General features: G+C 66.3%; 14 protein-coding genes. 8 read left to right on the top strand and 6 right to left on the bottom strand.

The window, feature by feature from the left end; translation table 11 throughout:
- Position 1 precedes the first annotated feature (1 nt).
- The 5 genes from BST14_RS05805 to BST14_RS05785 all read left to right on the top strand — a co-directional run bounded on the left by BST14_RS05805 (position 2) and on the right by BST14_RS05785 (position 4,014).
- On the top strand, positions 2-1,228 hold the full coding sequence (locus BST14_RS05805) for a metal-dependent hydrolase family protein (protein ID WP_083063624.1): 1,227 nt from the start codon (positions 2-4) through the stop codon (positions 1,226-1,228).
- The gene (locus BST14_RS05800) at positions 1,200-1,655 is read left to right on the top strand and encodes a nuclear transport factor 2 family protein (RefSeq protein ID WP_083063623.1); all 456 of its coding nucleotides are present in this window, start codon (positions 1,200-1,202) and stop codon (positions 1,653-1,655) included. Before BST14_RS05805 ends, BST14_RS05800 begins: the two co-directional genes overlap by 29 nt.
- An 11-nt stretch (positions 1,656-1,666) precedes the next feature.
- Positions 1,667-2,770, top strand: coding sequence for an acyl-CoA dehydrogenase family protein (locus BST14_RS05795; RefSeq protein ID WP_083063622.1), 1,104 nt, complete (start codon positions 1,667-1,669; stop codon positions 2,768-2,770).
- Between the two features lie 74 nt (positions 2,771-2,844).
- Positions 2,845-3,603, top strand: a complete 759-nt coding sequence (locus tag BST14_RS05790) for an acyl-CoA dehydrogenase family protein (protein ID WP_245845324.1) — start codon at positions 2,845-2,847, stop codon at positions 3,601-3,603.
- Between the two features lie 141 nt (positions 3,604-3,744).
- A complete protein-coding gene (locus tag BST14_RS05785) occupies positions 3,745-4,014 on the top strand; it encodes a DUF4190 domain-containing protein (RefSeq protein ID WP_083063620.1) in 270 nt (89 codons plus the stop codon).
- A 7-nt stretch (positions 4,015-4,021) separates the two neighbouring features.
- On the opposite strand, the gene BST14_RS05780 is transcribed toward BST14_RS05785, so the two are convergent.
- Entirely contained in the window at positions 4,022-5,197 is a 1,176-nt protein-coding gene (locus tag BST14_RS05780; protein ID WP_083063619.1) for an acyl-CoA dehydrogenase family protein, read from the bottom strand.
- A gap of 241 nt (positions 5,198-5,438) precedes the next feature.
- Here BST14_RS05780 and BST14_RS05775 point away from each other — a divergent pair, with 241 nt between their 5' ends.
- Both BST14_RS05775 and BST14_RS05770 read left to right on the top strand, forming a co-directional pair.
- Positions 5,439-6,089, top strand: coding sequence for a TetR/AcrR family transcriptional regulator (locus tag BST14_RS05775; protein ID WP_083063618.1), 651 nt, complete (start codon positions 5,439-5,441; stop codon positions 6,087-6,089).
- Between the two features lie 232 nt (positions 6,090-6,321).
- Entirely contained in the window at positions 6,322-7,170 is an 849-nt protein-coding gene (locus tag BST14_RS05770) for a mycofactocin-coupled SDR family oxidoreductase (protein ID WP_083063617.1), read from the top strand.
- 3 nt (positions 7,171-7,173) lie between these two features.
- Here the strand turns inward: BST14_RS05770 and BST14_RS05765 are convergent, their stop codons facing one another.
- Positions 7,174-7,590, bottom strand: a complete 417-nt coding sequence (locus BST14_RS05765) for a DUF5313 domain-containing protein (RefSeq protein WP_083063616.1) — start codon at positions 7,588-7,590, stop codon at positions 7,174-7,176.
- Positions 7,591-7,611: 21 nt separating this feature from the next.
- Positions 7,612-8,103: a MarR family winged helix-turn-helix transcriptional regulator gene (locus BST14_RS05760; RefSeq protein ID WP_083063615.1), complete on the bottom strand. Its 492-nt coding sequence runs from the start codon at positions 8,101-8,103 to the stop codon at positions 7,612-7,614.
- 85 nt (positions 8,104-8,188) lie between these two features.
- Between BST14_RS05760 and BST14_RS05755 the strand changes: the two genes are divergently transcribed.
- Positions 8,189-9,019 (top strand): SDR family NAD(P)-dependent oxidoreductase, encoded by an 831-nt coding sequence (locus tag BST14_RS05755; RefSeq protein ID WP_083063614.1) that lies wholly within the window; start codon positions 8,189-8,191, stop codon positions 9,017-9,019.
- A 50-nt stretch (positions 9,020-9,069) separates the two neighbouring features.
- On the opposite strand, the gene BST14_RS05750 is transcribed toward BST14_RS05755, so the two are convergent.
- From BST14_RS05750 to BST14_RS05740, 3 genes are read right to left on the bottom strand one after another with little or no spacing between them, the layout of a single operon-like run.
- Complete coding sequence (locus BST14_RS05750; RefSeq protein ID WP_083063613.1) at positions 9,070-9,879, bottom strand: SDR family NAD(P)-dependent oxidoreductase; 810 nt, start codon at positions 9,877-9,879, stop codon at positions 9,070-9,072.
- A gap of 6 nt (positions 9,880-9,885) precedes the next feature.
- Positions 9,886-12,315, bottom strand: coding sequence for a CaiB/BaiF CoA transferase family protein (locus BST14_RS05745; protein ID WP_245845320.1), 2,430 nt, complete (start codon positions 12,313-12,315; stop codon positions 9,886-9,888).
- On the bottom strand, positions 12,315-13,337 hold the full coding sequence (locus BST14_RS05740) for an enoyl-CoA hydratase/isomerase family protein (protein WP_083063611.1): 1,023 nt from the start codon (positions 13,335-13,337) through the stop codon (positions 12,315-12,317). Before BST14_RS05740 ends, BST14_RS05745 begins: the two co-directional genes overlap by 1 nt.

The raw sequence follows: 13,337 nt of genomic DNA, 5'->3' as shown, positions 1-13,337 counted from the left end.
GGTGCTGACGCTCAAGGCCGCAGGGCTGCTCGACGTTGATAGCGGCGAGGTCGTTCGGCCCGGCATCCTCAAGATCGAGGACGACCGGATCGCCGGCGTTGGGGGCAATCCAGAGGGCGAAATCATCGAGCTGGGCGGCCAGATTCTGTTGCCGGGCCTGATGGACATGGAGGTCAACCTCCTGATGGGCGGACGCGGCGAGACGCCCGGGCTGTCCCAGGTCCAGGACGATCCGCCGACGCGGGTGCTGCGCGCGCTCGGCAATGCCCGACGCACGCTGCGCGCCGGTTTCACCACCGTGCGCAACCTGGGATTGTTCGTCAAGACCGGCGGCTACCTGCTCGACGTCGCGCTTGGCAAGGCCATCGACGCGGGCTGGATCGATGGACCCCGAATCGTCCCGGCCGGCCACGCGATCACTCCCACCGGCGGGCACCTTGACCCGACGATGTTCGCCGCATTCATGCCGGGCGCACTCGAGCTCACGATCGAAGAGGGCATCGCCAACGGGGTTGACGAGGTTCGCAAGGCGGTGCGCTACCAGATCAAGCACGGCGCCGAATTGATCAAGGTGTGTGTTTCCGGCGGCGTCATGTCGTTGACCGGTGAGGCTGGGGCGCAACATTATTCGGACGAAGAGCTGCGAGCGATCGTCGACGAGGCGCACCGCCGTGGGCTGCGTGTCGCCGCCCATACGCACGGAGCGGAAGCGGTCAAGCACGCGGTCGCGTGCGGTATCGACTGCATCGAGCACGGGTTTTTGATGGACGACGAGGCCATCCAGATGCTGGTCGACAACGACAGGTTCCTGGTCACCACCCGCAGGCTCGCCCAGGCGATGGACGTGTCCCGCGCCCCGAAAGCCCTGCAGGACAAGGCCGCCGAGATGTTTCCCAAGGCCGAGACATCGATCAAGGCCGCCTACGAGGCGGGCGTGAAAATCGCGGTCGGCACCGACGCGCCGGCCATCCCGCACGGCAAGAACGCCGATGAGCTCGTCACGCTTGTGGAGTGGGGCATGCCGCCGCTGGCGGTGCTGCGGGCCGCCACCATCACCGCCGCCGAGCTCATTAACGCGACCGACCGGGGGCGCCTCGTGATGGGCCAGCTCGCGGATATCATCGCGGTGCCGGGAAATCCGTTGGAAGACATCACCGTTACCCGCAATGTCAGCTTCGTCATGAAAGGCGGCAAGGTCTATGTCGACAAGTCAGCCCAGCAGAACTGACGACCTGGTCGAGATCCAGCAGCTGCTCGCCCGCTACGCGGTCACCATCACCCAGGAAGACATCGAGGGTCTGGTCGCCGTATTCACTCCCGACGGCACCTACAGTGCCTTCGGCGAAACCTACAGCCTGAGCCGCTTCCCGGAATTGGTGGCCGCGGCACCGAAGGGCTTGTTCCTCACCGGGACCGCGGTGGTCGACCTCGATGGGGATGCGGCCACCGGCACCCAACCGCTGTGCTTCATCGACCATGCCACTCACGACATGCGGATCGGGTATTACCGCGACACCTATCTGCGAACCGGTGATGGGTGGCGACTGAAGACCCGCGCCATGACCTTCATCCGCCGCAGCGGTGTGCACGACTCCGGGCGCCCGCACGCCATCGGCCGTCCGGCCGGTGACTCCGCGGCCCAGGCAGCTACGTAAGGAGCCGACCGATCGAAGCGAATGTCGAGCAGTTCCGGGCCGACCTGCGCGCGTGGCTCGACAACAACGATCTGACCCCCGGGCCCGACCACTCGCTGCAGGGCCACATGCGGCAGTTCGCCCGGGTCAGCCGCGCGCTCTACGACGCCGATTGGATGCGGTTCGGCTGGCCGGTCGAGGTCGGTGGACTGGGCGGCCCGGCCTTGCTGCGCGCGATCGTCGGCGAAGAGGTGGTGGGCCGCCGCCTGGCCGAACCCGGCCCCTATTCGATGCTCGAGGTGCTCGCGCCCACGATGATCGATTACGCGCCCGTGGAGCTCGCCAAAGAGATGGTGCCGCGGCTGCTCTGTGGGGAAGAGCAGTGGTGCCAAGGCTTTTCCGAGCCGGGGTCGGGCAGTGACCTGGCGTCGCTGACCACCCGTGCGACGCAGCAAGGCGACAACTGGATCGTCAACGGGCAAAAGGTCTGGACCAGTTTTGCGCAGTTCTCCACCCGGTGCGTCCTGCTCACCCGCACCGCGCCCGGCCACGACGGGATCACCGCGTTCTTCGTCGACCTCGACACCCCGGGCATCACCATCCGCCCGCTGCGCACGATGCACGGTGTCGACGAATTCTGCGAGGTGTACTACGACGACGTGGTGGTTCCGGCCAGCCGGATGCTCGGCAAGCCCGGGGACGGCTGGCGATTGGCCATGGACCTGCTGCCCTATGAACGCTCCGCCTGCTTCTGGCAGCGAATCGCCTACCTCTATTCGCGTTTCGACGACCTGATTACCGCGGCGTCGAAGACCGGGGAGCCCGACGAATCCGCCCTCGGCGCAGCCTATCTCGCGCTGCATACGCTGCGCTGCCGATCGCGTGCCACCCAGCATCGCATGCGCGACGGGGCCCGATTGGGGCCGGATACCTCCATCGACAAGGTGCTGCTGGCCTCCGCCGAGCAGCGGCTCTACGACACCGTTCGCGACGTGTTGCCGGGAACGCTGGAACTGGAAGACACACCATGGCGTTCGGAATACCTGTATTCGCGCGCCGCGACGATCTACGGCGGCACCGCCGAGATTCAGCGCAATATCATCGCCCGCCGGCTGCTCGACCTCGGCAAGGAGTGAACGTGACCCCTTCGACGGACACCGAGTCCGACCCCGAATCGCTGCGCCTGCTTGCGGAGTCGTTGCGAACGACGATGACGGCCGCCTCGGGGGCCAAACTGGACGCGGCGCTGACAGAGCTCGGCTGGCGCGACATGCTTGACGAAATGCCCGTCATCGCAATACCGCTGGTGTTCAAGCTACTCGGTGAGACCGGTGCGCACGCGCCCGTGCTCAACGACGTGGTGCTGTGCGCGGCGGGCGACGCGGCCGGGGGAACACTGCCGTTGCCGTTCGCCGGTGGCTCCTGGGTGCGCTGGGAGCGCCGTGACCACACCGACTCGGCGATCGACGAGCTGCTGCCGGTACACCGTGTGCCGCAAGCAGATCCCCTGCCGTCGGCCGCGCTGCACGCGGGTTGGCGAGCCCTGGGGTGGTGGTTGGTCGGCACCAGCCGCGCCATGCTGTCACTGGCCCGCCAGCACGCCGTGGACCGGGTCCAGTTCGGTCGGCACATCAGTTCGTTTCAGGCGATCCGGCATCGGCTTGCCGAGGCGCTGGTCGCGGTCGAGGGCGCCGAGGCGACACTGCAGACCGCCACGGAATGCGACGACCCGCAGGGGCTCGCTTCGCTGCTGGCCAAGGCGGCGGCCGGCCACGCGGCGCTGAGCACCGCACGCCACTGCCAGCAGGTGCTCGGCGGCATCGGCTTCACCGCCGAACACCCCCTGCACCACCACATCAAGCGGTCGCTGATCCTCGACGGACTGCTGGGTAGTTCAAGAGAACTCACCCGTCAGGCCGGACAGGCGGTCGTGGCGGCCGGCTCCGCGCCGCGGCTCGCGCAGCTGTAACGGGCCGACCCGGCAACCAGCACCCTCGAGCATGAGATGCTGCGCGGGGACGATAGCGCATTGTGAGCGCTTCCGGAGCCACTTGGTGGTTCGGTCAGCGCGCGCGTCGGCCCCGGCCGTAGCCCTGGGAGGTGGGACGCAATGAGCCAGGCGCAAGCACCACAGAACCAGTTCGGCGTCGCCTCGGTGCTCCTGGGCCTGGTCGGTCTCATCACCTGCTGGCTGCTGCTCGGGGTGCCGTTTGGCATCGCGGCGGTGGTCACCGGCGACATCGCCCGGCGCAGGGTGGCCCGCGGGCAGGCCAACAATCGCCGAACGGCCTTGGCCGGGATGGTCTTAGGTGCGATCGCGATAGTGGCGGGTCTAGTCGCCATCGGCTACTACGCCCGCCTGGACGCCCGAAATCATTGACGCACGATCAATTGCGCGGCAACCCGAGCACGCGCTCGGCGATGATGTTGCGCTGAATCTCTGAGGTACCACCGGCGATGGTCGCGGCGAAGGTGCGTGTGTACCGGTCGAACCAGCTGCCGTAGTGGCTGTCCAGGTTGAGCGGGGCGAACGGGGCGGTGACCCCACGCAGGGCCAGTCCCTCACCGTCCTTGGCGGCCAGCGCGTCCTCGCAGGCGCGTTGCATCGCCTCCGAGCCGAGCAATTTGAGCACGGACTGGGCGGGCACGTCCTCTTCCCCGCGCGCGGCTTTGGCCAGCGTCGCCGACCCCAGTAGACGCATCGCGTAGAAATCCATCACCAGCGTCGCGTAACGATCCCGCTGCACCGGCCCCGAAGGGCTGGATTCGACGGTCATCGCGTGCAGCATATCCGCGTAATCCAGCCACAGCATCGCGCGTTCGTGGCCGAGCGATCCGGTCGCGACGCGCCAGCCGGCGTTGAGCTCCCCCACCAGATTTTCGGCCGGCACCCGGGCATCGGTGAAGAAGACCTCGTTGAAGTCGACGTCTTCAGTGTCGCCCATCGAGGCGAACGGACGCCGAACCACACCGGGGGTGTCGGTGGGGATCAGTAAAGCGCTGATTCCCTTATGCTTTGGTGCGCCCGGATCGGTACGCACGAATGTCAGCAACACGTCGGCGTGATGGGCGCCCGATGTCCAGACCTTCTGCCCGTTGACGACGAAGTGGTCTCCGTCGAGCACCGCGCGCGTCTTCAGCGACGCGAGATCCGAGCCCGCGCCGGGCTCGCTCATCCCCAGCGACGCGGTGAGCTCCGCACGCAGGATCGGCACGGCCCAACGCTGCCTCTGTTCGGGCGTGCCGAACGACAACAACGACGCCGCGATGATCCCCACACCCTGCGGATTGAAACTTTGGTAGACCCGCCGCCGCGACAACTCTTCGGAGTACACGTATTGCTGCAGCAGCGTCGCGTTGCGCCCGCCGAATTCCGGCGGATTGCCGGGCTGTAGCCAGCCGTTGTCGAACAGCAGGCGTTGCCACCGGCGGGCCCACTCCGGGATGTCGGAGCTCGACCGCGGCCGCACCAATGCCTCGGCCTCGGACGGAAGATGCGCGTCGAGGAAGGCAACGAATTCGGCCCGGAAGGCCTCCACGTCGGCGTCAAATGTCAGCTGCACAGCACTTCCCCGGATGGTCCTGAGTACTCCGCGCGTCGGTAGATCAGGGTTTCCGCCGACGACGTGGTTCACTCTTGCGATTAAGCTTCCATACACACGTCTAAGAGAATAGTATTCTCGTGGTAAGAAAGTTACAATCTCCGACACGTGATCCGTGAGGGGGTCGAGCGCAGCGATGTCACGGCGTTCTCCGGTAGAGTCCAACCATGTTCTCCCCGCGCGGCAATCAACTGAGTCGGCCGTGACCAATCCAAGCGAAGAGCCGGCCTGGAAGCAGCGCGCGGTCGAACGGTCGATCAAGACGGCGAAACTGCGCGCGGCGCAGCGTGTTCAGCGCTTCCTCGATGCCGCCCAGGCCATCATCATCGAAAAGGGCAGCACGGACTTTACCGTGCAGGAGGTCGTGGACCGCTCCCGCCAGTCGTTGCGCAGCTTCTACCTGCAGTTCGACGGCAAGCACGAGCTGCTGTTGGCGCTCTTCGAGGATGCGTTGAGCCGATCGGCCGACCAGATCCGCGCGGCCACCGAGAACCAAGCCGACCCGCTGAAGCGGCTGCAGGTCGCCGTTCAGCTCCTATACGAAGCGTCCCGACCGGACCCGACGGCCAAGCGTCCGCTGTTCACCGACTTTGCTCCTCGGCTGCTGGTGACACACCCGGCAGAGGTCAAGGTGGCCCACGCTCCGTTGCTCGCATTGTTGACAGAACTGATGGAGGCGGCGTACGACGCCGGAAAGCTGCGCACCACCATCAATCCCAAGCGGGTGGCCGCCATGACCATGCAGACGGTGATGTTCATCGCGCAATCCAGCGGCGGGCCCGACGACGCGACGACCCATCCCATCACCGCCGACGAGGTATGGGATTTCTGCTCACAGGGATTCGTCGCGTAGCACCCGAACGCCCGCATCCTCCGCAACTCGCGGTGAGCAGATAGCGCACGCCGTTTGGCGGTGAGAATGAGATTCTCTAATATCTAGAACCATAAGTAGCCGAAACGGATTCGTCATTGACACCCGCGACGGCCGAATGACAGAGTTCAAGGGCGGCCAGACCCGTGGTCCCGAACGCATCGTTTTCCGGCGCAGGCGTGCCGATCGGATCAAAGTCAGGAGTTGAGTAGCCATGACCGGACGTGTTGAGGGCAAAGTCGCTTTCGTCACCGGAGCGGCGCGCGGTCAGGGCCGCAGCCACGCGGTGCGGTTGGCCCAGGAGGGCGCCGACATCATCGCCATCGACATCTGCAAGCCCATCCGTGAAGGCGTCGTGGACACCGCGATCCCGGCATCGACGCCCGAAGACCTGGCCGAGACCGCCGACCTGGTCAAGGGACACAACCGCAGGATCTTCACGGCCGAAGTCGACGTGCGCGACTACGACGCACTCAAGGCGGCAGTGGACAACGGCGTCGAGCAACTCGGCCGACTCGACATCATCGTGGCGAATGCCGGAATCGGCAACGGCGGTGAGACTTTGGACAAGACCAGCGAAGAAGACTGGACCGAGATGATCGACATCAACCTAGCCGGGGTGTGGAAAACCGTGAAAGCCGGTGTGCCACATCTGATCGCGGGCGGCAACGGCGGATCCATCATCCTGACCAGCTCGGTGGGCGGGCTCAAGGCCTACCCCCACACCGGCCATTACGTCGCGGCCAAGCACGGCGTCGTCGGGCTGATGCGCGCCTTCGGAGTCGAGCTGGGACAGCACATGATTCGCGTCAACTCCGTGCACCCGACCCACGTCAAGACGCCGATGCTGCACAACGAAGGCACCTTCAAGATGTTTCGCCCCGACCTGGACAACCCGGGCCCCGACGACATGGCGCCGATCTGTCAGCTGTTCCACACGCTGCCGATCCCTTGGGTCGAGCCGATCGACATCAGCAACGCGGTGCTGTTCTTCGCCTCCGACGAGGCCCGCTACATCACCGGCGTAACCCTGCCCATCGATGCGGGTAGCTGCCTCAAGTAGGCGCTAGAACGGGCTGCTGTTGGACTGCCATTCGGCCGATTCGGGTCGCGGCCCGTAGCGGCGGATGTAGTCCTCATGCATCCGAGCTTGTTTTTTTCGGTTGATCACGTCGACCAGGTTTGGGTCCAAGCCATGTACGGCCAACCGGTGTCGGCGCCAGACCTTGTTCAGGGCAAAGGTTATCAATAACGCCCAGATGTAGAGCGGCGCGGTCATCTCCGTGTGCACGTAGAGCGAGGCGGGCAGCAGCCAAAACGGGGCAAGGACCAGCAGCGGCGGTATGGCCCACCTGATCATGTGCCGGCGGATGGCTCCCTCCCCGGCCAGATCGCGCGCCACCCAGTCGCGCATCGAGTCGGGCAGTCGTCGGCCGTAGGCATAGCCGATGCGCTGCCAGAGATTGGGTTTCGCGGCGGTCATGATTGCTCCTTGAGGGTGATGTCAGGCTTGCAGCGCGCCGCCCGCCACGGCGGCGGCGTTGATTCGGCTGAGAACCTGATGCAGGTTCTCGAGTTCGGAGAGATCCACGCCCAGACGCGCCACGACGGCGGACGGAATCTCAAGTGCTTTCTCCCGCAACGCGATTCCGCGCTGCGTGAGCGTTACGTCGGTGGTGCGCTCATCGGCCGGATTCTTCGCACGGGTGATCAGCCCCTGCCCCTGCAACCGCTTGAGCATCGGCGACAGCGTCGCGGAATCCAACTGCAACGTCGCGGCGATCTGCTTGACCGACAACGGAAACCGGTCGGCTTCGGGCGTTTTACGGTGATCCCACAGTGCCAACATCACCAGATATTGCGAATGGGTCAGCCCGAGCGGCTCCAGCAGGGGCCGATACACCGCCAACACCGCCCGGTTGGTCGTCGCCAGCGCGAAGCAGACCTGGTGTTCCAGGGCCAGCGGATCGATTTCACTAATGGTCGGGGCGGCCATTATTATATGGTGCCCTAATAGTTAGCGGCCTATCTATATGACGTCACTCACACCGTGCCCCAAAGAGGTAATACGCTCGGAATCTATGGACGATTTCGAGGGGCGCGGGGCAGCCATCACCGGCGGTGCGAGCGGCATCGGTTTGGCCACCGCCACCGAATTCGCCCGCCGGGGAGCCCGCGTGGTGCTGTCCGACGTCGATCAGCCCGCACTGGAGCAGGCGGTGAACCGGCTGCGCGGCGAGGGGTTCGACGCGCATGGCGTGCTCTGCGATGTCCGGCATCTCGGCGAAATGGTTCACCTCGCCGACGAGTCCTTCCGGTTGCTCGGGCAGGTCGATGTCGTGTTCAGTAATGCCGGCATCGTCGTCGCGGGCCCGATGGCCCAGACGAACCACGACGACTGGCGCTGGGTGATCGACATCGACCTCTGGGGCTCGATCCATGCCGTCGAGGCATTCGTTCCGAGGCTGCTGGATCAAGGCAAGGGCGGGCACATCGCGTTCACCGCGTCCTTCGCCGGGCTGGTGCCTAACAACGGCCTCGGGACCTACGGTGTTGCAAAGTACGGTGTCGTCGGGCTCGCCGAAACGCTCGCCCGCGAGCTCAAGCCCAACGGCATCGGGGTTTCGGTGCTGTGCCCGATGGTGGTCGAGACCAAGCTCGTCTTAAACTCCGAACGGATTCGCGGCGCAGACTACGGACTCTCGGCGTCGCCCGAGGGCGCCTCTGGGACACTGCCGACGCAGGACGAGGCGGTCACCGCCAACGACGTCGCGCGGTTGACGGCCGACGCGATCCTGGCCAATCGCCTGTACGTGCTGCCGCACGGGGCCGCCCGCGATTCGATCCGGCGCCGGTTCGAGCGCATCGACCGTACCTTCGACGAACAGGCCGCCGAGGGCTGGACGCACTAGGTCGATGGTGGCGGCCCCGGCGTCCGGCTTCGCCGCACTTGCGACCGCCGCTAGCGCGTCGGACCCAACCGGTAGTCACCGGTCTGCGGGTCGTGATACCAGCCGCCGGCGGCGTGGGTGCCGCCGTCGACGTGCAGCGTCTGACCGGTGATATAGACCGACATGTCGGAGGCCAGAAACACTGCGGTGCCAGCGATTTCGTCGACATGGCCGGGACGCCCCAACGGCACGATGTCGGCCATGGCCGCCGCGGCGCCGTCGCTGTTGAGTGCGGCCAGGCCTTCGGTGAGCGTGATGTCGGGCGCTATCGCGTTGACCCGGATGCCGTGCGGCGCCAATTCCAGGGCCGCGGTCTTGGTGTAGTTGATGACGCCGGCCTTGGCCGCGGCATAGGCGGCGTAGCCCGGTGCGGCTCGGACGCCCTCGATCGATGTCACCGAGATGATGCTGCCGCCAACGCCCGCGGTAACCATCTGCCGGGCAACTCGCTGGGTGCAGAGCAGCACGTGGCGCAGGTTCGCCTTATACAATGCGTCCCAGCCGTTTTCGCTGGTGTCCAGCAGGGGCGAGGAGAACACCCCGCCGGCGTTGTTCACCAGGATCGTCGGCGTTCCCAGCTCGGCGCTGGTGCGCTTGAAGGCGGCGTCCACTTGGCCGCCGTCTCGGACGTCGGTGGCGATGCCCAGGGCCCCGATGGCTTCGGACGCCTGCGCACAGCTCTGCGGGTCACGCTCCCAGATCGCCACCCGCGCACCGAATGCGGCCATGCCGGCGGCGATGCCGCGGCCGATGCCAGCGCCCCCACCGGTCACCACGGCGACGCGGTCGGTGAGCAGAATGTTGGAGGGGCCGATGGCCATCGTCGATCAGCTCCGCGCGGGCATCGCCGGAACACTGCCGATCACACCGTCGGCTTCCAGGTCGGCGATCTCCGAATCGGACAGGCCCAGCCGGGACAGCAGCTCGTGATTGTGCTGCCCCAGCAACGGCGCATGCGCGGTGTGGAACTTGTGGGGCCCGGTCGAGAATCGAATCGGCACGGTGCTGAGCCTAGCCGGGCCGTTAACCGGATGGTCGACCACTTCGAAGAAGTCCCGGAAGGTCAGCTGTTCCAGCTCGGGTTGCCGGTGCGGCTGCATGACCTTGGCCACCGGCACGCCGGCGTCCCACAGGGTTGCGACGATTTCGTCGCGGGTGCGGCGCTCGCACCACGCGGCGAGTCGCTGGTCGATTCGGTCCTGGTGCCGGCGCCGCCCCGCCTCGGTCGAGAGCGCGGAATCCGTTGCCCAAGAAGGTGATCCGATCGCCCGGGCCAGATTCCCCCACTGCTCGTCGGTGGTCACGGCGATGGCGACCCAGCTGTCGAGTCGGCCGAATTCGTCGATGTCAGCGCTGAGATAAAGGTTCTGCGGCACGGCGGTCGGTCCCCGGTTGCCCGCGCGCTGCAGCAGCGCCCCGTATGCCGAGTACTCGATGACCTGCTCGGCGGCGATGCTGAGCGCGGCATCGACCATCGCCGCTTCGACGAACACGCCATCGCCGGTGCGGCGCCGGTGCTCGAGCGCCAGCAGTATCGCGTTGAGCGCGTGCACACCCGCGCATGCGTCGCCGATCGAATACGGGTCATACGGCGTGCGATCCGGATAGCCGGTGAGCCAACTCACCCCGGAGGCCGCTTCGATGACGTAGGCGAATGCCGGGTTGTCACGCCACGGTCCCTCGAGGCCGAAGCCCGGCATCCGCACCATCACGATGTCCGGCCGAACCGATTGAGCGGTAGCAAAGTCCAGGCCGATCTGGTCCAGCACTCGCGGCGTGAAGTTCTCCACGAGCACGTCGGACGTTGCGATGAGCTCGCGCAGCAATTCCCGGCCTCGCGGGCTCTGCAGGTCCAGCGTCAGGCCCTTCTTGTTGGTGTTGAGGGCCTCGAAGATCGGCGATTTCTCCCACCACAGATCCTCGGTGATCGGTAGGCCGGCGATCATCCGCGTGCCGTCGGGACGGCGGGCCGACTCGACGTGGATGACTTCTGCGCCGAGCAAGGCCAGCGAATGCGTGCAGCACGGGCCGGCCCAGAACGTCGTCATGTCCAGCACCCGAATACCGCTGAGCGGCAGCGCTTTCGCCGACCCGCTCGGCGCGGGTCGCGCCGGGAGATGCGCGGCGCGGTAGTGCTCGGTGTGCTCGCCCAGCCGCGGCGCCGGCTGCGGTTGGCGCAACTGCGCCGGCCGCATGCGATACGGGTGGCTGGGCTGCTGGAAGCCGTCGCGGGGGTTGCGCACGAACGAATCGCGTTCCACGAACTGATCGAACGAGGTCACGTTGGCACCGTTGGCGACGGGCGCGTTGGGGATACGGAATGCCGAGGCCAGCTCCCGGATTTCGTCGACCGGGGTGTCGGCAAGCCAGGCGAAGATCTCCTCGGCGTGGATGTTCGCCTGCTCGGTGATCGACAGCGGCGATTGCTCATCGATCCACTCCGGATGGCCCACCATCGCGCACAGGTCGAACCACTGCTGCGCGGTCCCACACCCGAGATCGACCAGGCCATCCTGGGCCTGCGCCACCCCCGGAATGGTCGGCCGCCGCATGTCCCGCCACGGCCGCCCGAGCACTTCGAAGTAGGAAACCGGGTAATAGGTGAGGCACAGGACCTGCGTCTCGAGCATCGACAGGTCCAGCAGTTCTCCTGCCCCACCGTCGATTCGGCGCCATCGGGACGCCAACGTGGCCGCGCTTGCGTAGACGCCGGCCAGATACTCGCCGACCTGACCGCCGACGAAGACGGGCGGACGCTCCTGCTCGCCGCGGCCCAACCCGACGATTCCTCCCGACCACGCCTGCAGGGTGAACTCCGTCGCCGCGCGGTCACGCCACGGGCCCTCCAGGCCGAACGGGGTGATCGAGGTGACCGTGAGATGCGGGTGTCGGGCGTGGATGGCGCCCGGCGTGAAGTCCGCACGCTCGGCGACTTCGGAGCCGGCTGACCACACCACCGCGTCCGCGGCGGCCAGCAGCCGGTCCACCAGTTCGACGTCGTCGACGGTGGCGGAATCGGCCACGACGCTGTGTTTCGCCCCGGCCAGGAAGCTGAACAGGGCCCCGTCACCGCCGGCGCCGATGGTGGCGCCCGAGGCCGACCATGCGCGCAGCGAGTCACCCTTTGGGGGTTCCACTTTCACGACACGGGCACCGCTGTCGGCGAGCAGCTTGGTGCAGTAGCCGCCGGCTATACCGGTGGACAGATCGATCACGGTGTAGCCGTCGAGCGGCGGTTCGACGCGGGGTTGCGTCACTATTTCTTTCTCTTCGCTTTGCTGTTCTTGTCGGCGTGCGCCGCTTTGCTGTTCTTGTCGGCGTGCGCCGCTTTGCGGGCCTTCTTGCTCAGCCGCCATTCGGCGGGGAACTTGCCGTCGTTGTCCTTGACTGCGCCACCCAGGCCCCGCTTCATCGCGTCGTCGAGCATCAGTTCGTCGCCGGCGTCCGGGCGGACGCTGCCTCCCATCGACTCGAATACGCCGCTGAGCATGCTACCCAGGTATTCGCCCTGGAACTGCTTCATGATTTCGAAGAAGACCTTCTGCATGAAGACCGTGTCGGTGGGGCGATTGGTGGCGCAGGCGAGTGCGTATTTCTCCACCTCTGCCTCGAGTTCAGCCCGAGGCACGATGCTGTTGAGGAAATTGCAGTCATACATCTCCGCGGCGGTGAAAGCCCTTCCGGTGAACACCATCTCCTGAAACTTCCGGATGCCCATGGTCTGCGCCCACCACCACATGCGGGGCCCCCAGCCATAATACCGGAACGACGGGTGCCCGAACAGCGCGTCATCGCTCGAGATCACCAGATCGGCGTCGGCGGCCTGGTAGAAATGCCAGCCGTAGCAGTAGCCCTTGGCCTCGAGGATGCTGATCTTTTTGAAGTCCTGCAGGCCTCGGATGCCCGAGTTCGGGTTGGCATACCACTGGCCCAGGGTGGCGCCGTTACGAAACGACCCCTGCGGCGGATATCGGACTTCGTCGGCGCCGATTCGGTATTCGGCGAGCCGCGGGCCCTGGTCCGCCGCGTCGCGCATCCGCATGACCTCCGTGAGATCCGCACCCGAACCCAAGTCGTCGCCGGCACCGCGGACCACCAGGACCTTGACGTCGTCGTCGATGTTGGCCCGGTGCAACAAGTCTGCGTAGCGCACCCGCCCGGCGATCGTCGGCGCGTTGAGATAGTCCGGCCGGTCGAACGTTATCGTGGCGATCCGCGTCGTGGCGTCCTTGTCGTACCGAACGATCTCTTCGGCCGCGGGCTCCGAGGGCTCGGGCAT

The organism is Mycobacterium arosiense ATCC BAA-1401 = DSM 45069, from assembly GCF_002086125.1.
In the GTDB taxonomy this organism is placed as follows: domain Bacteria; phylum Actinomycetota; class Actinomycetes; order Mycobacteriales; family Mycobacteriaceae; genus Mycobacterium; species Mycobacterium arosiense.
The sequence above is the reverse complement of the archived record's forward strand: the minus strand, read 5'-3'. Positions and strand labels throughout refer to the sequence as shown.

Excerpts from the sequence above, each read along its gene's own strand:
- BST14_RS05770 (WP_083063617.1), top strand. The coding sequence starts at position 6,322 with ATGACCGGACGTGTTGAGGGCAAAGTCGCTTTCGTCACCGGAGCGGCG.
- BST14_RS05790 (WP_245845324.1), top strand. The coding sequence starts at position 2,845 with ATGACGGCCGCCTCGGGGGCCAAACTGGACGCGGCGCTGACAGAGCTC.
- BST14_RS05800 (WP_083063623.1), top strand. The coding sequence starts at position 1,200 with ATGTCGACAAGTCAGCCCAGCAGAACTGACGACCTGGTCGAGATCCAG.
- BST14_RS05740 (WP_083063611.1), bottom strand. The coding sequence starts at position 13,337 with ATGCCCGAGCCCTCGGAGCCCGCGGCCGAAGAGATCGTTCGGTACGAC.
- BST14_RS05750 (WP_083063613.1), bottom strand. The coding sequence starts at position 9,879 with ATGGCCATCGGCCCCTCCAACATTCTGCTCACCGACCGCGTCGCCGTG.
- BST14_RS05760 (WP_083063615.1), bottom strand. The coding sequence starts at position 8,103 with ATGGCCGCCCCGACCATTAGTGAAATCGATCCGCTGGCCCTGGAACAC.
- BST14_RS05765 (WP_083063616.1), bottom strand. The coding sequence starts at position 7,590 with ATGACCGCCGCGAAACCCAATCTCTGGCAGCGCATCGGCTATGCCTAC.
- BST14_RS05785 (WP_083063620.1), top strand. The coding sequence starts at position 3,745 with ATGAGCCAGGCGCAAGCACCACAGAACCAGTTCGGCGTCGCCTCGGTG.
- BST14_RS05755 (WP_083063614.1), top strand. The coding sequence starts at position 8,189 with ATGGACGATTTCGAGGGGCGCGGGGCAGCCATCACCGGCGGTGCGAGC.